The organism is Pradoshia sp. Z4_20 (assembly GCF_058216035.1).
Map to the genome: position 1 here is coordinate 72,961 of NZ_JBZAJD010000005.1, position 19,213 is coordinate 92,173.

The 19,213-nt window shown below is 40.5% G+C and carries 23 protein-coding genes; 1 reads left to right on the forward strand and 22 read right to left on the reverse strand.

Annotated elements, in window-relative coordinates:
• Positions 1–16 precede the first annotated feature (16 nt).
• Both AC4BHP_RS12870 and AC4BHP_RS12875 read right to left on the reverse strand, forming a co-directional pair.
• On the reverse strand, positions 17–316 hold the full coding sequence (locus AC4BHP_RS12870; protein ID WP_139892178.1) for an EscU/YscU/HrcU family type III secretion system export apparatus switch protein: 300 nt from the start codon (positions 314–316) through the stop codon (positions 17–19).
• The gene (locus tag AC4BHP_RS12875) at positions 313–2,529 is read right to left on the reverse strand and encodes a hypothetical protein (protein ID WP_490552621.1); all 2,217 of its coding nucleotides are present in this window, start codon (positions 2,527–2,529) and stop codon (positions 313–315) included. The genes AC4BHP_RS12870 and AC4BHP_RS12875 overlap by 4 nt, the downstream gene beginning before the upstream one ends.
• A gap of 236 nt (positions 2,530–2,765) precedes the next feature.
• Between AC4BHP_RS12875 and AC4BHP_RS12880 the strand changes: the two genes are divergently transcribed.
• On the forward strand, positions 2,766–2,969 hold the full coding sequence (locus AC4BHP_RS12880) for a hypothetical protein (protein WP_139892176.1): 204 nt from the start codon (positions 2,766–2,768) through the stop codon (positions 2,967–2,969).
• A 65-nt stretch (positions 2,970–3,034) separates the two neighbouring features.
• Here AC4BHP_RS12880 and fliS read toward each other — a convergent pair whose 3' ends face one another.
• From fliS to AC4BHP_RS12980, 20 genes are all read right to left on the reverse strand, one after another.
• Positions 3,035–3,436 (reverse strand): flagellar export chaperone FliS, encoded by a 402-nt coding sequence (fliS, locus tag AC4BHP_RS12885; protein WP_490552624.1) that lies wholly within the window; start codon positions 3,434–3,436, stop codon positions 3,035–3,037.
• Between the two features lie 21 nt (positions 3,437–3,457).
• Positions 3,458–5,422 carry a flagellar filament capping protein FliD gene (fliD, locus tag AC4BHP_RS12890; RefSeq protein ID WP_490552626.1) on the reverse strand — a complete coding sequence of 655 codons (1,965 nt, stop codon included), beginning with the start codon at positions 5,420–5,422 and terminating at the stop codon, positions 3,458–3,460.
• A gap of 12 nt (positions 5,423–5,434) precedes the next feature.
• A complete protein-coding gene (flaG, locus tag AC4BHP_RS12895; RefSeq protein ID WP_490552628.1) occupies positions 5,435–5,794 on the reverse strand; it encodes a flagellar protein FlaG in 360 nt (119 codons plus the stop codon).
• A gap of 245 nt (positions 5,795–6,039) precedes the next feature.
• Complete coding sequence (gene hag / locus AC4BHP_RS12900) at positions 6,040–6,876, reverse strand: flagellin Hag (RefSeq protein WP_490552630.1); 837 nt, start codon at positions 6,874–6,876, stop codon at positions 6,040–6,042.
• Positions 6,877–7,076: 200 nt separating this feature from the next.
• Entirely contained in the window at positions 7,077–7,241 is a 165-nt protein-coding gene (locus tag AC4BHP_RS12905) for a carbon storage regulator (protein ID WP_140461804.1), read from the reverse strand.
• Positions 7,242–7,547: 306 nt separating this feature from the next.
• Positions 7,548–8,375, reverse strand: coding sequence for a flagellin N-terminal helical domain-containing protein (locus tag AC4BHP_RS12910; RefSeq protein ID WP_066106034.1), 828 nt, complete (start codon positions 8,373–8,375; stop codon positions 7,548–7,550).
• Positions 8,376–8,499: 124 nt separating this feature from the next.
• Positions 8,500–8,739 (reverse strand): carbon storage regulator CsrA, encoded by a 240-nt coding sequence (csrA, locus tag AC4BHP_RS12915; protein ID WP_139892170.1) that lies wholly within the window; start codon positions 8,737–8,739, stop codon positions 8,500–8,502.
• Positions 8,740–8,742: 3 nt separating this feature from the next.
• Positions 8,743–9,183, reverse strand: a complete 441-nt coding sequence (fliW, locus tag AC4BHP_RS12920; RefSeq protein WP_490552634.1) for a flagellar assembly protein FliW — start codon at positions 9,181–9,183, stop codon at positions 8,743–8,745.
• Entirely contained in the window at positions 9,180–9,302 is a 123-nt protein-coding gene (locus AC4BHP_RS12925) for a hypothetical protein (RefSeq protein WP_490552636.1), read from the reverse strand. The genes fliW and AC4BHP_RS12925 overlap by 4 nt, the downstream gene beginning before the upstream one ends.
• Positions 9,303–9,383: 81 nt before the next feature.
• A complete protein-coding gene (flgL, locus tag AC4BHP_RS12930) occupies positions 9,384–10,259 on the reverse strand; it encodes a flagellar hook-associated protein FlgL (protein WP_490552638.1) in 876 nt (291 codons plus the stop codon).
• 10 nt (positions 10,260–10,269) lie between these two features.
• The gene (gene flgK, locus AC4BHP_RS12935; protein WP_490552640.1) at positions 10,270–11,874 is read right to left on the reverse strand and encodes a flagellar hook-associated protein FlgK; all 1,605 of its coding nucleotides are present in this window, start codon (positions 11,872–11,874) and stop codon (positions 10,270–10,272) included.
• Between the two features lie 21 nt (positions 11,875–11,895).
• Positions 11,896–12,390: a flagellar protein FlgN gene (locus tag AC4BHP_RS12940; protein WP_490552641.1), complete on the reverse strand. Its 495-nt coding sequence runs from the start codon at positions 12,388–12,390 to the stop codon at positions 11,896–11,898.
• A gap of 60 nt (positions 12,391–12,450) precedes the next feature.
• Positions 12,451–12,714, reverse strand: a complete 264-nt coding sequence (flgM, locus tag AC4BHP_RS12945; RefSeq protein ID WP_490552643.1) for a flagellar biosynthesis anti-sigma factor FlgM — start codon at positions 12,712–12,714, stop codon at positions 12,451–12,453.
• A gap of 223 nt (positions 12,715–12,937) precedes the next feature.
• Positions 12,938–13,351 carry a TIGR03826 family flagellar region protein gene (locus AC4BHP_RS12950; protein ID WP_490552645.1) on the reverse strand — a complete coding sequence of 138 codons (414 nt, stop codon included), beginning with the start codon at positions 13,349–13,351 and terminating at the stop codon, positions 12,938–12,940.
• A gap of 64 nt (positions 13,352–13,415) precedes the next feature.
• Positions 13,416–14,108, reverse strand: a complete 693-nt coding sequence (locus AC4BHP_RS12955) for a ComFC family protein (protein WP_490552647.1) — start codon at positions 14,106–14,108, stop codon at positions 13,416–13,418.
• The gene (locus AC4BHP_RS12960; protein WP_490552807.1) at positions 14,105–15,487 is read right to left on the reverse strand and encodes an ATP-dependent helicase ComFA; all 1,383 of its coding nucleotides are present in this window, start codon (positions 15,485–15,487) and stop codon (positions 14,105–14,107) included. The genes AC4BHP_RS12955 and AC4BHP_RS12960 overlap by 4 nt, the downstream gene beginning before the upstream one ends.
• Before the next feature lie 66 nt (positions 15,488–15,553).
• The gene (locus tag AC4BHP_RS12965) at positions 15,554–16,402 is read right to left on the reverse strand and encodes a DegV family protein (RefSeq protein WP_066106009.1); all 849 of its coding nucleotides are present in this window, start codon (positions 16,400–16,402) and stop codon (positions 15,554–15,556) included.
• A gap of 113 nt (positions 16,403–16,515) precedes the next feature.
• Positions 16,516–17,016: a GNAT family N-acetyltransferase gene (locus AC4BHP_RS12970; RefSeq protein WP_077248102.1), complete on the reverse strand. Its 501-nt coding sequence runs from the start codon at positions 17,014–17,016 to the stop codon at positions 16,516–16,518.
• A gap of 160 nt (positions 17,017–17,176) precedes the next feature.
• Positions 17,177–17,863 (reverse strand): response regulator, encoded by a 687-nt coding sequence (locus tag AC4BHP_RS12975; protein WP_066106006.1) that lies wholly within the window; start codon positions 17,861–17,863, stop codon positions 17,177–17,179.
• Positions 17,864–17,981: 118 nt separating this feature from the next.
• Positions 17,982–19,136, reverse strand: coding sequence for a sensor histidine kinase (locus tag AC4BHP_RS12980; protein ID WP_066106003.1), 1,155 nt, complete (start codon positions 19,134–19,136; stop codon positions 17,982–17,984).
• Positions 19,137–19,213: the final 77 nt, after the last annotated feature.

Sequence of the window (19,213 nt, forward strand, 5' to 3'; positions counted from 1 at the left end):
TTTATATATCGACGGGCTAGTTATATTGTTTATCGAGCTCTTCTAATAAAAGGAGGATTTCAGCAATCACTGCATAAAGCTGCGGAGGAATCGAATCTCCAAGGTCAATGTCCAAAAGATGGCTGACCAATGACTCATCCTCCTGCAGGTGAATATCATTTTTCTTAGCCGTTTCAATAATCCTTCTAGCTACTTCCCCAGTTCCCTGAGCGACTAGCTGCGGGGCCTCTCCATTTTGTTCATCGTACCTGATGACAGCTGCGGTCGGTCCATTCATCTTTTTACGGTTCATTTGATTGAAATATTGCTGTCTCATATCGTTATGTCATACCCCTTTTTCGTAAAGGCTGTTTGGGCTGTTGGACTTGCCTCTCGTACTGAGTTCTTCGTTTCCACAGTCATCGGTTTAAATTGAACCGAGCCAATCGAATAACCAATTTCCTTGAACCGATCAAGCGATGAATCAGATATCCGAGTCACGGATTGCTGTAAATCTTCCTTATCACTTTTAAAGGTTAGAAACAAATTTCGATTGGTCGCCGTCAGCGAAATTCCAATCTCACCAAGCCGCTTGGTCTCCATCACAAAGTAAAGACTGCAATTCTCCCAATCAATTTGATCCTTATCAGATTGAGAGTTTACAAATACTTTTACATTCTCAACTTCCTTATGAAGTAAAAGCGGAAGCTGCATGGCCAGATTCTGCATTCCAGATGAGTCAGGCTTAGTTAGAAGCTGCTGACCGGTTAAATTTTGAACAGCCTGATCCACCTGCTGTGTCTGCTTTGGATTCAGCTGGTCTGATTGTAAGATTGAAAGCAGAGAGGATTTTACAGTTTGCGGCATTTCCGGCTGTTTTCCATTCAAAACAGACTTCGCCACCTCATGTTCATTCATCATCCCGAGTTTTCGAATCAGCTCCAACACATTCCGTCCAGACTGCTCAGGCTTTGCAGTTTGCGTAAATACATCTTCACCGACATTACTCGTCATGCCTGCCACAAAATGCTTAACTTTAACATCAGACGGTTTAAACAAAAGACCCTCAACCGATGTTTTAACTTCCTTCACGATCTGGTTCGCCTCAAGGGACTTTCCACTCATAAGAAAATTCTTTGCTTCCTGCAATCTGCTGCTAGCCTGCAGGAGCTTCTTCTCCGTCGACATATCGGTATAAAGCATAAATTCACCTTTTAAAATAGCTTGATCGAGTTGCTTAATGGTAGATTCCAAGACCTGCTTAACCTGGGGCTGTTTTTGCTCCATCATTTTGATAGACTGATCCAAGTTTCTCGTAATCTCTCTTTTTATATGTTTAAAATCGATCGTAAGCTGAGATAGCTTTTTACTAATTTCAGTAACAATCACATCTTTTGATGAGAGATTCAGACCCTGGATGATCTGATTGATTGCATTCTGCTCAGATTCGGTTAATGAGTTGGCCGGTTTTACATCCATTAATTTTGGGTTTTCCTCCTGCATGATTGATAATGCCGTCATCAGTTCTTTGCGGGCTAATAATTCTCTACCCTTGGACACAAGCTCTGTTGCCTTTTCAACCACTCCTGTCAGACGTTCAATACCTTCAAATAGTTTCGCAGAGTCACCACTCAGAAATTCCGTTGCTTTTGCAAATACCATCGCCATGGAAGAATCCTTTTGAACACTTTTCATCAAATCCATTACTTCCTTGCCATGAACAGAAACCTCCATATTCACTGGAGTGACTGCTACCTTGCTTTTATCAATGAGGGAAAGAATTTGAAGTAAAGCTTCTTTACCAGCCTGCAGAGATTTTAAGATGGCACTCTTTTCAGCTTGAGAAAGATCTGGTGAATCCTTTATAAATTTCATCACCTGTTCAGTGATTTTGGCAGAATCCTGTTGGTGTATGATGGCTGATTTTAAATCGCGGATTGTAGTTATCGGCAGATGAATAGATGGTGTAGAAATCCTCGAAATCTCCGGAAGCTCTTTTCCAATCTCACTGACCATCTTCCCAATCGATTCACCATGCAAGGCAGAGTGAATTGCTTTCAACTGTGGCATGCGTACCTCTAACTGACGTTCCGCCAAAGCCGTAATGGTAGCTAATTTTTGCTCCACTGTCCCTGCCTCTGTATTCATAAAGCGCTGAATCGTCTGTAAGCTATCTTTAGAAAGTGGATACCCTTTTTCCTGCAAAATTTGCACAGCTTGACGGAAGTCTTTATTAGATGCATCAACACCGGCCGCTTTCAGAATCTCTTCAACCTTGGTAGGAGCCTGGCCTTCTGCTGCGGGCTGACTTGTTGAAAGAGTTTTAACCGTTAATTGGTCATTGTTAATTGCTGTAATCTCAACTTGAGCCTTGTTCTGTGCCGGCACTCCATTTTCAAACGTCATGCTCATCTCTTTCCCTTTTAAAGAAACAACAGCTGTATTAACGGATACCCGTTCCTTAATGGTTACAGACTGGATCTGTCCAACTGAATATTGATTGCTTTTTCCGTTTAAGCTTTGCCCCGAATGGATTGCTTGAATCTGCATTGCGTTCACTCTCCGTCCAAATTCCTTATTCTTTTTATCGGTAAATTGCCTACAAATATTAGTTTGTGATAAAGAAATAGACACAATTTCCTAGTTTGCCTAAGCACTAATATTCGTTAAAAAGAACAAAAATTTCTTAATATACAACAAAACGCTTGCTATGACAGAAATAATCGGCAATAATGGGTATAAATAACACATAAGGGTTTTTAATCAAAATGGAAGAAGGATGAGAAATGAAAAGGGGTAAAAGTATCCATATACTGAATGGCTTACTAGTTGTATTAATCATATTTAACATCTATTCTTTCATAACTGGAAGATTACAAGGATTGAACTTAGCCATTCTTGGATCTGTGCAAATTCTCATGATTGGTATTATTAATAGTGTGCATCATATGTGGATCACTCATATAGAAGATCAAGATATAGTCGAGTAATATAGAAAGAAAAGGGCCGAAAGATGAACAATCTACTTCATCTTTCGGCCCTTCTTTAAATAGAATCAGGCTTGTCCGCCTGTTGAATATTGCTTTTGTCGATTAAGTTGAATAGCCTGCTTCCATGTATCACGGAACTCCAAAACCAATTCCTCCGCCTCGTCCAACATAGCAGGATCATTTTTAGTATTCGCCTCTATTAACCGATTATTGATATAATCATACATTGCCATCATATTTTGAGAGATTGCCATATCCATATTTAAAGTGATTCGTAATTCACTAATGATATTTTGCGCCTTTAGAAGATTCTCATGTCTGACTTGAATTTGTTTCGACTCCATCGCAACTCGTGCGGCTTTAATAAATTTCAGGCAGCCATTATACAGCATAAGTGTTAATTCTCCCGGGGAAGCAGTGGTAACAGTATTCGTTTGATAAGCCTGATACGGATTTTGTATTGCCATTTATACGTACACTCCTTTTTATTAACCAGTCGCAAACATCGATGATAAATAGCCTGATTGGCTGTTTGCCTGTTGAATTGCTTTTTCCATCGCAGTGAATTGTTTATAATAGCGATTCTCTACCTGGACAAGCCTGTCCTCAAATCGACTAATACGATCATCAATATTCGTTAAATCTCTTCCCATCGTAAACGTAGCATTGGTCGACAATGAGGTTCCCGCTCTTGCCTTCAGCTGGTCAGTAGCTGCAGATATATTTTTCTGCAGCTTTGACAGAATTCCATCCTCCGAAGCAAATAAAGCTTCTACACTTTCAGGATCATCCTCTAAAGACTGTTTTAATTTGGTTTCATTGATTTCGAGTTTACCGCCTGCCATGTAATCAGAGGTTGTCGTGATTCCGATGCTGCTTAAGGATGAATACATACCTGTTGATGTATTAACCGAGCTATAAAAGCTCCCCCGCATGGAATCTAAAGCTCCATTTAAAATAGAATCATTGCGCAGCATTCCTGTCTTCGCAATATTTTCCCATTTCTCAATCTCTTTTTCACTCAAACTATCACGTTCATCATCAGTTAAAGGTAAATAATTTCGGTTACGTTCCTCGCTGACCTTACTTTGGATTGTTGCAATCAATTCATTATATTTATCTACAAATCCCTTTATGTTGTCATACACTTTTGTAGTATCATTGTTAATCCCAACGGTGACGGCTTCAGTAAATTCACTCTTAAGCGTGAATGTGACACCGTTCATGGTGAATGTGTTACTTGCCCGCTGAGTCTCTAGACCATTAATTTTTAATAACGCATTGGCACCCGCCTTGTAATCAGCTGACGTCAATTGAAGGGCTTGAGCTAATGATGAATTATCTATTTGAATATCCTTCAAATCTTTGGCAAAGGTACCTGTTTCTTTTCTTGTCATGGATATTTTATCTGTAAATGAATCATAGAACATGTTTAATCCAAGCTTTGATGAATTTACTTTACTGATCACATTATCCAGTGATTGATCAGAAGTAATGAAGAATGTTTCACTCATCTCTCCACTTGAGGTTGTAGTCTTCATGTTCATGGCAGTATATTTTTTCGTATACTCAGCCTCTATTTCTATATCCTCACTTGCAGCAGTTTTAAGATCGACCTTACCTGTTTTGAAATTTACCGTACCAGATATAATACCAACACTAAAGTCTCCATTTTCGTCAACCGTAACAGATTTATCCCCAACTTTCAGGATCATAGATCCTTCATTAATGGCTACTTTAGAAAGTTGAAAGCTTGAGGCATCTTTAGCTATCGAGATTGTTTCTATCTTTTTGTTGGTCACATAGTTTACTTCGATAGCTGACCCTGATGCAGGAATATTATTTTCGAATGTAATAATTCCTTTATCAATCGTATAATTTGTAACGTCATTACCATTGGCATCCTTTGAAAATTGCTCCAACACTTTTCCAGCAACTTTAATTTGAACTTGATCATTTTGAATAGTTACAGTGTTGGGTAATTTAAGATCAATGGGTGACACGTTGGCTATAAACTTTTGCGTTTCGACCACACCAGGTTTCCAATCGATAGCTGAAGAAAAGCTGCTCGACATGGACTCCAAGGATTTACTGGAATCTAACTTTGGATTTGTACCGGACAACTCCTTTGTAGTAAGAGAAGCAGCTTTGGCCAGCTTAACATCGGATAATTGATAACTGGTTGCGCTCGCGCCAGATGTTGCGGTGGCTGTAACCGCTGCATCATTTGTACTGCTTGTCATTCTGGAACGATAGGAAGAACTCAGCTTCATATTCAATACATCTTGGCGAAAATTCGTTAACAGTGTATTGATAGAACGGTAATCATCACGTTTCCACTCAAGTGTCTGTTTATTTTGTTTTAATTTATCTAAAGGGATTCTTTCAGCCTGCATCAGCTGTTTAACCATCGTATCGGTATCTATACCACTAGCTAAACCGGAAATACGCATTTTTTCACATCCTTAAACTTTTCTGTCTACAAACAAAGCCATGTTCTCTACCATAGCTGCATACATATCAAGCATCTTCTTTGGAGGAATTTCACGAAGCACATTGCCTGTTACATCATCAACCACGGTTACATAATATTCATTTAGATCCTCGTGAAGCTCGAATTTCAAAGACGCATGCATTGGTCCTATAAATTTATTCATAGCTTCCGTCGTTTCTGTAAGCTTCTCTTTCATTTGTACATCTGTCATAGGTGACTGTTCTTGTTGAGGAATAACATTTTGAATCAAAGCCTGCTCTTTTATAGGAACAGAAGTTTTAGCAAATGACTGCGGAGCTAAACGACCAACATCAGCCGAAATACCATTCACCATCTCGCACCTCCAACTATTCAGTTCACTGTTATTAGGTATATCGGTAGGATGAGGGAGATTTTAAGGGTTGAAGGGATAATTGAATGAAGTTAAAAAGAAAAGGATTTCAAGCGATTCTCTTAAGGTATTCAACGTTGAAAGTTATGTCACAGTTGATTCGTTCATGAAAGCTTATCATTTACTCTTTACTCTAAATTAAAAAACCCGGCTTTCCATTAAGAAAGACCGGATTTTCATTATGATTAACGAAGAAGTTGTAAAACCCCTTGTGGTTGTTGGTTAGCTTGAGCCAACATTGCTTGCGCTGCTTGAGAAAGGATAGAATTTTTAGTTTGTTCCATCATTTCTTTCGCCATATCTACATCACGGATACGAGATTCCGCAGCTGTTAGGTTTTCTGACGCTGTTCCTAAATTATTAATTGTGTGCTCAAGGCGATTTTGATTCGCTCCAAGGTTAGAACGTGCTGCAGAAACTTTTGCGATTGCCGCATCCACCAATGCGACATCTGCATCAAAAGAAGTACCATCTGCTACTATACCACTAACTGCTAATCCTGTAGAACTAAATCCCGTTTTGGTTTCTCCCTCTCCTCCAGAATTAATTGTAATATTATGTTGTTGTCCAACATTGGCTCCAATTTGTAAATCTTTATTATAAGTGCCATCCAGCAATTTTTTACCATTAAACTCTGTACGTTCAGCAATTCCATCTAATTCACTATTCAATTGTGTAATTTCATCTTTAATTGCAGTTAAGTCATCAGCTTCAAGTGTACCAGCATTTCCCGCCTGAACAACTAATTCACGCTGACGTTGTAAAATAGAATGCGTTTCATTAAGCGCTCCCTCAGCAGTTTGAATTAATGAAATACCATCTTGTGAGTTTTTAGCCGCTTGGTCTAAACCACGAACTTGACTGCGCATTTTTTCAGAGATTGAAAGACCCGCCGCATCATCCCCAGCCTTATTAATACGTTGTCCAGAAGCCAATTTCTCCATTGATCCTGCTTGTGCATTTGTAGCCGCACCCAACTGACGGTGTGTGTTTAACGCTGTGATATTGTGATTGATAATCATTTAATTTTCCTCCTTGGAATGTGTAGGTGGACTTCCTTTTCCACCTGTTCAATTTTAAATTTATATATTAATGGAAACTGGCCCGTTGCCTAGGATGGGGGTTTCCAGTTAATAACGAGATTAAAAAAGACGAGCGGTTCTGAACTGGGATGCTTCCTGCATCGTAGTTTAGTGCCGCTCGTCCATGAGCAAATAGGAATCTATTTGTTTTGTTGGTTATCTAATAGTTCCCCACGCGTAATTTTTACGTGTTTGGGGGCATCAATAGCTAAGCGAAGGTGTCCATCTTCACTTTTAACGACCTTAACGATGATGTCATCGCCAATTTTTATAAATTCACCAGGTCTTCTACCAAGTACTAGCATAGTTGTGGTCCTCCTCCTTGAGAAAAGTGATCAGTTTGTAAGACCCCCATAGAGAACATTACCCTCCTTACGCTCTAGTACACATAAAAAAAGTAAACATCCCCTATCTCACATTCGCGTCCTGCGAAGATTCAATAAGAAATATTTACTCGTCCTGAGTATTCAGTATGAAATTTTTTCGGGTTGTTTCTCTTACATAATCTATATCGGAAACTTATTTTAACATTTAATAGTTTTAATATAAAATTTTAACATTTTTTCAATAAAAAAATCGGAACCCATAGAGGATTCCGATTTCCGGTAGAATTAACGCAACAATTGAAGTACGTTTTGTGGTGTTTGGTTAGCTTGTGCAAGCATAGCTTGAGCTGCTTGAGATAGAATGGATGATCTTGTTTGCTCCATCATTTCTTTCGCCATATCCACGTCACGAATACGAGATTCAGCAGCTGTCAAATTCTCTGCAGCATTGTCCAAGTTCGCAATAGAATGCTCTAATCGGTTTTGGTATGCACCAAGCTTAGAACGTCCAGTAGAAATCTTAGCAATATTCTCATCTAAAGTAGCAATTGCTGCCTCTGCCCCAGTTTGATTGCTGATATCAGCATCTGCAATTGCTGCTTGAATATCATCTAATTTCACGCTAGTTAAATCAACTTGGATAACTTGATCTTTATTCGCACCAACATGCATAGATAGAACACCTGCATTACCAGCAGTACCATCAAGTAATTTTTGTTTATTGAATTCAGTATCAGTATTAATACGTCCAACTTCTGTAGCCAAGGCATCAAACTCATCTTTCAAAGCTGCTCTGTCTTCTGCAATGTTAGTATCGTTCGCAGATTGCACGGCCAATTCACGCATACGTTGAGTAATTGAATGCACCTCGTTAAGAGCACCTTCAGCTGTTTGGATTAAAGAAATACCATCTTGAGCATTACGAGAAGATTGCTCTAGTCCGCGGATTTGACCACGCATTTTTTCGGAAATAGATAGACCAGCTGCGTCATCTCCAGCACGATTTATACGAAGACCTGAAGACAATTTTTCCATTGAACTGGATTGTGCGTTGTTCGCTACACCAAATTGACGGTGTGTATTGATTGCTGCAATATTGTGATTAATAATCATAATAAAAAATCCTCCCTGATTTAACGGATCACATCCATGTGGTCCTTTTTGTGTACAAGAAATGAAAAGCGGCCGTCTTTCCTTCTCTTGCACACTATTTGTATCGGGTGATTTTAGTCGCTCTCTATGAGTCTTTCGTCCTATTTTTAGAGTTATTAATCAAATCACCAATATTAACCGTAATCTCGGCTGCTTCTACATTTTCATGCTGGATTTCCTCAAATAGTTCCTTCCGATAGACGTCGACTTGTTTTGGGGCTTTAATGCCAAGCTTAACCTGATCGCCCTGTACAGAAACAACGGTAATTTCAATATCGGAACCTACTAATATGGATTCATCTTTTTTCCTTGATAGAATAAGCATGCTTTACTCCCCCTTGCTTTCTACTTTTGGAAATAAAGGTGTTCTGGTTTGGTAGTTTGTTTGATTCAGAATGATTTGTTTCCCTTTACCCTTCTTCGTATCAATAATAAGCGGAGCCTGAAGATTAATCGTCGAATCTTCGAAAGGATCCTTTGCTGTAACAATCGAAAACACCGTAATATGTTCCTCTGTCACCCCTAATGATTCTACAATATCATCATCTAATTTAAATTCATAATCGGGGTACGTTAAGAACGGACTTGTCACCACGAATACTAGATTCGGTGTCTTTGCAGATTGAAGCACAAAGAAGGATTGATCATCTGTTAAAAGAAGAATCACAAATTTCTGTTCGTTTGGAAAACCCGGAATCCCTTCATCAAAGGTAATGATATCTTTTTCGTCGATTACTTGCTCACCATGATATTTTGTTGTCAGCTTCACGTTAGCTTCACTCCTATATATTCATTTCGAATCTGTTGTTCAATCGATTGATTAATACGTTTGATTTGGTAGCCGAGCTGCGCTGATGTTGAGTTCATTTGTAATTGGGCAATGGGCATGGATAGTCTCTCCTCCTCAAAACATACAAAAAGAGTTGACCCAATTGGCCACTGGGCGCTTCTTGAGTCAACTCATCTTTTTTATCGTAAGAAATCAACCAGGCTTGGCTGAATGATGCTCGCTCCCATTTGTAAAGCAGCTCTGTGCACACTTTCCTGCGTAATAAAATCCGTATAGACCTTTTCCATGTCTACATCTTCATTTTCGCTCAGTACCTTTTTCGCCAATACCTCCTGGTTATCTATTCTGGATTCCAATAGCTCCAGGCGATTATAGCGGGCGCCAAGGTCGGAGCGTTCAGCTGAAAAGGTAGTGACCAAACCATCGAATTTCTGGAGTAAAGAATCAAGATCCATATCATCCTCTGATAACTCTCTCTCAATCTCTCCAATTGTATTAAATAATTCCTGACTGAATAGCTGAGAAGGATCTGCATTTGCCTTCAATTGAATTCCTCTTGATACTTCCACCAGATAAGGATCATTCTCTGAATTGACCACGACTCCATTTGCATCGGAGGTAACAGGCGCTGTATTCACACTCGTTCCATTAAAAATATAACGGCCGGCAACCTGCGTATTCGCTACGGATACTAAGTCCTCTTTCAGCTGAGCGATTTCCTTTGCAATGGCTTCCCGGTCGGTGGTTTCGTTTGTATCATTTTTTGCCTGAATCATCAATTCACGGATACGTTGAAAATTTTTGTTACCCTGATCCATTGAAGCCTCTGAGTTGTCCATCCAAAGATAAACTTCCGATAAATTGCGCTTATATTGCTCTACTTCATTCAGGCTTGTCCGATAATACATCCCCTTTTGGGCAATCACTGGATCATCGGAGGCCTTTGTAATCTTTTTACCTGTTGATAGCTGTTCAAGATACTGCGCCATCGATCCATAGCTCTTATTGATATTCCGCAAAGAATTGGCTGCAACCATACTTTGTGTGACTCTCATACGTATTCACCTACCTGCCACCGACGCCAAGGCCGTTGATTATTTTATCGAGACATTCATCAATCATCGTAATCATTCGTGCGGATGCATTATATGCCTGCTGATATTGAACCATATTGGTCATTTCTTCATCCAATGAAACTGCACTGACGGAAGAACGTCGGTCGCTGACATTCTGCAGCAGGGTCGCACTGTTCACAGATAATCGATCCGCCTGCTCCGTTTTAACCGCCAATGTCCCTATGACACTTTGCAGGTAAGCGCCTAAACTTTCTTTTTCAGCAGCTGGAGAAGTGTCAGCTAATGCATCCTTATAATTGAGCTTTTCATAAAAGACATCCGCAAGCTTCAATAGATTGCTTGCATCACCATCATTAGGAGTAGCAACGGACGCATTAGCAATATAATCGTAGCTTTCTTTTATTTCATCGGCTATTCGAATGCGGCTGGCAAAGCCCTTGACGTTCTGAGGCTCAGCATTATTTTCATCAGTAAAAAACAGAATATCTTCATTAAAATCCTCTATCTTCACAGCTGGATCATTTTCGATAGCTGTTTTCCAGGCTGCAAGCTCCTTCGCACTCAGACCTTCCTTATGAACCTTATTAAACTCTGTCGCAAAGGTATAAGCCATATGATCAAGTTCTTTGAGCATATCTGGCAAATCCCCCGCCAACTCTCCTTCTGCATTTGTATATCCGTATGTTTGCAAAAGGGACAGCAGCTTGCCCTCTGAAATAAAATCAGCTGAAGTTACTGCATTCCCACCAATTGATATGCTATCCATAGCGCCATCCTCCCCATTAAACGTTAGAGTAATAGGGTTAACTGCAGTAGAATCAATCAAAGTCATCGGTTCAGCAGTGCCATTGTTAAGCTTTATGACCGCCGATCCCATTGCCTGGGCCTCTGAATTGCCGCCGTTTTTCACATAATCGACCTTGATATTCATCATGGAGGAAAGCTCATCAATCAACAGATCACGAGAATCGTATAAATCATTCGGCAAATAGCCATGCGGTTCAATCGCTGCAATTTGTTTATTAAGCTGGTCGATGCTTCCCAGCATGCTATTGGCCTTTTCAACCGTCACATCCAATTCATTCTTCAAATCGGAGCGGACCATTTTTAGGGAGCTATTCAAATAGGTAAATGTATCTGCCAGCGCAATTCCCCGCTCACGTACAACAGCTTTACCACCTGAGTTGACAGAATTGGTGGCCAAGTCCTGTATGGATTGCCAAAATGAATCAATGGAATCACTAAGCCCTGTTCCCTTAAGCTCGTCCATGACATCCTCTATTTTGCTTAACCCTTCCGCTCTCCCCGTCCAATATCCTAGCTTCGTGCTTTCGCTTCTATATTGAACATCCAAAAAGCTTTCACGAACCCGCTGAATGGAGCCCGCTTTAACACCGGTACCCATTTGACCAGGAATTTGTTCGCGGTTCATACCCGGGTTTGGGTAAGCCGTTTCCGCTCCCATGTTAACCCGTTGGCGTGAATATCCGAGTGTATTGGCATTGGCAACGTTTTGGCCCACTACATATAAAGCTGCCTGCTGAGTCGTCAGTCCGCGCCTGGCTGTTTCTAACCCATGAAAGGTTGATGTCATAAATGCTCCCCCTGTTTCTTTTTAGGCCTTCGAATCAAATAACGATTTACTTGGTTTTCTTGCACCCTCTGGATCCTGTGGCCTGTCGTATGTATAGCTCTCATTCTCTGGTAACATAAGATTTAAATTCAGATTCACAAATTGAAGAGATTGATAGATTAACTGCTGATTTAATTCATTCCGCTCTTTTAAACTCATAATCTCTTCTCGCAATTCAGCACCGAGTCTGGTAAGTTCTGTTCGCACGTTTTCCGAAGCATATTGAATACATTCTGATAAGAGTGCGGTTCCATTCTGCACGCCCTTTTCTCTAAGAAAGGCATGTACATCACTCTGCCGCACATTCTCAAGCCGTTCAATCGCAACGACTAGCTTCCTCTCCTGAACAAGCAGACTGCTTAACGACTTTAACTCTTCTGCTTTAATGGCCTCTGTTTTTTCCTGAGCCATTTTGTTCAATTCTCTGTGCAGATCGACCAGCTGCTGAAGGGTTTGAATGATAGATTGAGCTGACATTAATTAGTTCACCCCATATAAAAAAAGAAAGCCAGTACAAGCCTTATACTGGCTTCAGGTTTAGTTTTTTGAGTAAAAATCCAATACGCCTTTTGCTGTTTCATTGACATTCACTTGATAGGTGCCGTTCTCTACCTGCTTTTTAATTTCGTCTATTTTAGCCTGACGCTCAACTTCTACACTCGATAGCTGTTGCAATTCTTTCGCTTTACTGGAAATTTCCACTTTATCGGCAAGCTGAGAAGGCTTCATGGAGGTATCGGCTTTATTAACTGCCTTTTGGTACGGATTTACGCCATATTGATTAAGATGATTAATTTTCATTTCGCGTTCCTCACTTTCCCTTCCGTCACACTAGCTTCCAAGGTCTATGTTGATCTTTTAATCTGAGTCATATTATGTCTCAGGCAGATCATCAAGAAGACCTTCTTGCTTATCTACTGTTAGTATCGACATCAAGGGTAATTTGTTTACTGTCTGTGATGAAAATTATGACATACAAAAAAGCAATGTTCAAAAAGGACTTAACAGGTCTAAATGCTTATTTTTAGTGCGTTTTTCGGTAATAGGTCATTTGACGCTCACGTTCCTCTATCTCTTTATAGAGCGCCTCATCCCGTTCATACCTCATAAGGTCGGCCTGAAGATCCTCCCTGCAGTCTGCACAAAAGCGGCCCTCGCGAATGAGGGAACCGCAATGCTCACAGCCATAGCCCAAATTAGGGTTGGATGTGATACGCAGCTTTCCACTCTTGATAAATTTCATTAACAAAGATTCATCCACACCCGTTGCCTTCACCACCTGAACAATCGTTGCCGTGCGATTTTCACGCTTACGGATATAATGGTAAACGTCATTATAAATGGCTTCTTCTTTTTTATAGCAGCTCTCACATACATCTCTGAATTGATTTTTCACGAATAGAGCCTGGCAAGTCGGACAGTTGGTCAATTCATTCATATTCTTTACCTCCTCAGGAAATGCTCTTAGATTACTTATCGGATATTCTCTTCAAAGATAAAGATTATCGTGCAATCGTCAAAGAAATGATCCTTTTTGCCCCCGCCTCCTTTAAAAGCGCACCAGCATGCCTCAAGGTGGTGCCTGTCGTATAAATATCATCCAGTATAAGAATCGTTTTGTCCTGAAAATCTGAGGCTTTAGGATGGATACGAAAGACCTGTTCAGTGTGGATACGATCATACCGACTCTTCTTAGACTGTTTTTCACCATGTACACGAACTAACCCATTTTCCAAGACCATTCCAGCCATCATACCGATTGCTTCAGCCTGATTAAACCCACGCTCGTTCAGGCGCTCGTCACTCAGCGGAATCGGAATGACAAAATGAGCCTTCGGCGCTTTTTTACGCAGTTCGGCAGCAAATATACGTGCCAATTCATAATCACCCCGATATTTAAATCGGGCAATCACATCCTTCATAAACGGATTATAGGTATATAAGGAGACATTATAATCAAGTGCATGACCAAACATGGGATCCACCAGCCATTCTTCACAATCCGGACATTTGTCTCCCGTCTGAAGCGGTTTACAGCAAATCACACACGTATTCCCCTGAATCGAAATAAGCCTGGAGCGACAGGCCAGACAGAGCAAATCAGCCTCCTCTAAAAAGAAGATATTCGCCCAGCCTGCACTCTCACGAATAGGGCTGTGACAATATAGACAAAGTGATGATTGGAAAATCTTCAATCCAGCAGCCCCCTTTTGACAGCTTCTCTATTCATTTGGTTGATTTGCTGAATCGCATCAAGCATGGCATTAGTTTTTCCATAATGAAAATATACACAATCACCGCGAGGATGGTCCTTACTTCTTCCAATCCGTCCTGCAATTTGGACGAGTGCTGACTCGGTAAAGATTTCATCCTCAGCCCCAATCACCGCTACATTCAATTTAGGAATCGTAACGCCTCTTTCCAATATCGTGGTTGTCAGTAAGCCCTGAATCTCACCTCTGCGCAGCTTCATTATTTTATCTTTACGTTCCGAATCCTCTGCATGGACAGAAAGAATTTCAGGAGCATAGCCTTGAAAGAGAGGAAGGGCTTTTTCCATTAATGCGATATTCGGGAAAAAAATAAGAAAGGGGTTCTTACATTCGATAGCAGTTTTGAGCCAATACAAGAGAGGATTGGGGAGTTTATTTTTCTGAATGGATGATTGCCAGTTTCCAACCCATTTCATAGTGGGGACAGGAATAGGGTGTCTGTGAAAACGGGCAGGGAGGAGAATTCCATTTCTTATACCCTGTTGAAATTCGAGCTGCCACTGTTTTGAAGGCGTTGCCGTCAAATAAATAACAGCAGCATCTTTCTTACACGCCTTTTGAATCGCATATTGGAGATGAGGATCAAAGGAATAAGGGAACGCATCTACTTCATCAATAATCATCACTTCGAAGGCATCGGCATAACGCATTAGCTGGTGAGTGGTCGATAAGACAAATGGAGCAAAAAGCTGTTTTTCTTGACTGTCACCATATAGGGCTACGATTGGAATATCTGGAAATACGCTGCGCAGCCTTGGAGCAAGCTCAAGGATAACATCTGTACGAGGAGTCGCCAGGCAAACCCGTTTGCCTGAGAAAAGAGCTTCTTCTATACCGGCAAAGATCATCTCTGTCTTCCCGGCTCCGCATACTGCCCAAATGAGTAAATCCATTTGATTTCGGACAGCTTCCATGATTTTTTCTGAAGCCTCCTTTTGGGAGAAGGAAAGTGAACCATCCCAACGAAGCCGGGCTAACTCAGGACTCCAGCGAGGCATTTCCCCCTTCCATCCAAAAAGAGTAGAGCAGGAGCTGATTCGGCCCATCATAATACAATGGCGGCAATACAGACAGTTTTCACCACACGCACTGTGGGGGAATGTTGCAAACAAACGGGAATCCGTATTGCCGCAGCGTCTGCATATACCATTCTCAATCCCTCTCACAGAATAAATTTGTTCATTTAAATCCAATTGTTCCTTTAATTCATTTGGAATTTCAGTTATGAGGAGTTCTTTACCAATGAGGAGCTGTTGCAGAGATATAGGTGAGGATCCTGTTGAGTGTCTGGATGCTTTCACGTTCAAATTGAAAACCTCCTTTTAAATAAAAAGGGGCGGCCAAACAGCCAAGCCCCATATTACTAGTTAATTATATCGTTTTGTCCAGCCAAGTCCCGTTGCTCCCTGGCCTAAGTGAGTACTAATAACTGCGCCAAAATAGCTTAGTCTAAATTCCGCTTCAGGGAATTTCTCTTTTAGCTCATTTAACATTTCAGTCGCTTCCTCTTCAATATTGCCATGGATTAAAACAGCCTGAAGAGGCTCACCCTTTTTATATTCCTGCTCAAAAAGCTCGACTATACGTTTTAATGCCTTTTTCTTCGTACGGATTTTTTCAAAAGGGACAATCACTTTGTTTTCAAAATGCAGGATTGGCTTCACTTGAAGCAAGCTGCCAATTAGAGCTGCAGCGCCATTTAAGCGGCCGCCCCTTTGCAGGTTGGATAGATCGTCTACCATGAAGTAAGCATTAGATGATTCGCGGAGTTCATGCAAGCGTGCGATGATTTCATCAGGATGTTTGCCTTCCTTCGCCATTTTGGCTGCTTCGAGTACAAATAATCCCTGAATCATGCAAGTGATCTCGGAGTCAAAAGCATAAACCTTAATGTCATCTACCATTTCTCCAGCTGTAATAGCACCTTGATAGGTACCGCTAATTCCACTCGATAAATGGATACTGATCACAGCATCATAGTCCTTCGCAAGCTCTTCATATTTTTCAACGAATTTTCCGGTTGCTGGCTGTGAGGTCGTTGGAAGCATATCCAAACGCTCGACCATTTCATAAAAGTCAGAAGCAGTTATTTCATTCTCCTCCTGATACACTTCATCTCCAAACACTACACTTAGCGGAATCATATGTATATCATATTGCGTTCGCAGGTCTTTTGGTATATAAGCTGTACTATCTGTAACTATTGCAGTTCTCATTATTGAAAACCATCCTTATTATTGAGATTTTCCTTATTATCTTCTCCATTTTAAATCATAATCAGTCTGTTTGCATTACATTGGTTAAAATGGTAATTTTTAAACTTTTCAATCTATATTTTTTTACCCAAAATCAGCAAATCTCTTTGCACTCCATCTAATTCTGCTACACTAGGCAAATGAGCCCATTCTTCAAATCCAAATTGCTTAAATAGACGTATGCTTGGCTCATTATGGGCAAAAATAAATCCCAGCAATGTATGAATCCTGAGGATGGGAGCATTCTTAATTGCATAGTCTAAAAATTTTGCTCCTATTCCTTTTTTTCGATAAGCCGGGTCAATATAGATACTGATTTCAGCAGTAGCTTGATAAGCAGGTCGTCCATAGAAATCCTGAAAACTGAGCCACCCTATAATCATACCATCATTTTCCATAACCCATAAAGGCCTTTTCTCAGAGGTATGATTCAAAAACCACTCCAAGCGACTTCCTACATCCACCATTTCCGTGTCAGCTGTCACCATTCTGCTCTGAATAGTAGAATTATAAATTTCAACGATGCGTGCTAAATCCTTCTCTTTAGCATCTCTAATTGTATACGGTTGATTCACAATATCTCCTCTCCTACCCTAATCTTTATTAAAAACTTTAACAAAATATGAAAAATGTATATACACTATTGAAAAAAAATATATAAACTGACAGTTTGACAGAATCCATCCCGATTAAAAAAGCACCAACCAATTGGTCGGCGCTTAAATCTATCATCTATTATAATCTAACTTCAACCCAGCCGTTTTTAATCGCATATACAACCGCCTGAGTACGATCATTTACATTCATCTTTTGAAGGATATTACTTACATGATTTTTAACGGTCTTCTCGCTGATAAATAAAGTCTCACCGATTCCTCTATTACTTTTGCCATCAGCCAATAATTGAAGGACCTCGCACTCACGTCTTGTCAGCAAATGCAATGGACGGCGAATCTCGACATTCATGACATTATCGCCATTTGCTGCTTCATCTGTTGCCAATCTTCTGTAATCACGTACTAGATTATGAGTAACCTTCGGATGCAGGTAGGAACCACCATCTGCAACGACTTTAACAGCGTCAATCAAGGCATCCGCATCCATTTCCTTTAATAAATAGCCGCGGGCACCTGTTTTTAAAGCATGGGTTACGTAGTTTTCATCGTCATGAATTGAAAGCATAATTACTCTGGAATCCGGAAATTTCTCAATCAACTGGCCTGTTGCCTCAACCCCGTTGACGTTTGGCATATTGATATCCATGATGATAACATCCGGATGATATGTATCAACAATTGAGATCGCCTCGCTGCCATCGTCCCCCTCAGCGATTACCGAGAAAGAAGATTCGAAATCGAGAATCCGTTTAACCCCTTCGCGAAATAATTGATGATCATCTATGATTGCAATTGTAGTTGTCATTATCTCTCATCCCCCATCTTTTTACAGTAAGTAGTCATTATCCTAATTATATTCTTGACTACTAGTAAACTCCAAACATTTACAATAAATATAACTAAAAAACTATTTTATAAAAAAATTACACAATTATTGATGCCTTTAATGGAATCTGAATATAGACAAGCGTACCTCCACCCACACTTGATTGAATGGTCATTTCTCCTTCAAGTGTCTCAACACGCTCATTCATTCCCATGATTCCAAAGGAACCTTCCTTTTGTTTATGCGGCTCAAATCCACGGCCATTATCCCGTACAGTCAATGTCCCTTTATCATTCAAAAGTTCCAGTTTAACCTGAATCAGGCTGGCATTCGCATGTTTGATTGCATTTTGGACTGCTTCCTGGGCAAGCCTGAATAACGCAACTTCATAATTCGGCTCAAGTCTTTTTTCCTGTCCATAAATCTGAAATTTAAAATCAATCTCTGAATTGTATTCACCAATGGTTTGCAAATACTTACGCAGAGTCGGGATAAGCCCAAGATCATCCAAGGCCATAGGCCGCAGGTCATAGATAATTCGCCTAACCTCAGCCAGCGCACTCCGAACCATCTGCTTCAGAGATTTTATTTCCAGCAACGCTTCCTCAGGACCGCGTTCCCTGAATATCCGCTCCGTTAAATCTGAACGGACCATCACATTGGCAAGCATTTGTGCAGGACCGTCATGAATTTCACGAGAAAGCTTTTTGCGCTCGGCTTCCTGGGCCTCAATGATTTTAAAGCCAAAGTCCTGTTTCTGTTTATACATATCGAGAACCTCAGACACGTCCTGCAGGTCACTTGTTAAATAATGCAGAACAACCGTGATTTGCGAAACGAGATTCTCAGCTCTATCAATAGTTTCCTTTAGATTAATGAGCCTTCTTTCAAGGTCATCTCGACGTTTACGGAGCTGTTTTTCCAGCTCTCTGTTCATGGTCAGGTCAACCTGATACGTATGTGCCTGTTCATAGGCTGCCCTCACTTGTACCTCCGTAAATTCCTTGAAACGGGAGGAAACATCTGATAAGCATTTACGGGATTCACGCGCCTTTTGATCAAGCTCATCCCCATCAGCAATGACCTTCAGCACCATTGTTTTAACAGATTCTAATTCAGAAGAAAGTTGAGCAAATTCATGCTGACAGTGTTCCCCTATTTCATATATTTCTCCCTTACTATTGTCCACGGTACTGATCATATGATTAAGGATGTTATCGAGTGCCTTTCCATCCAGCTTAGGTACCCGCATAATCTTACCTCCTGTTTGACGCAAAAGAATCCTCCGCTTCTTCTGTACCAATTCATATAAAATAGTTCGGTCTTCAC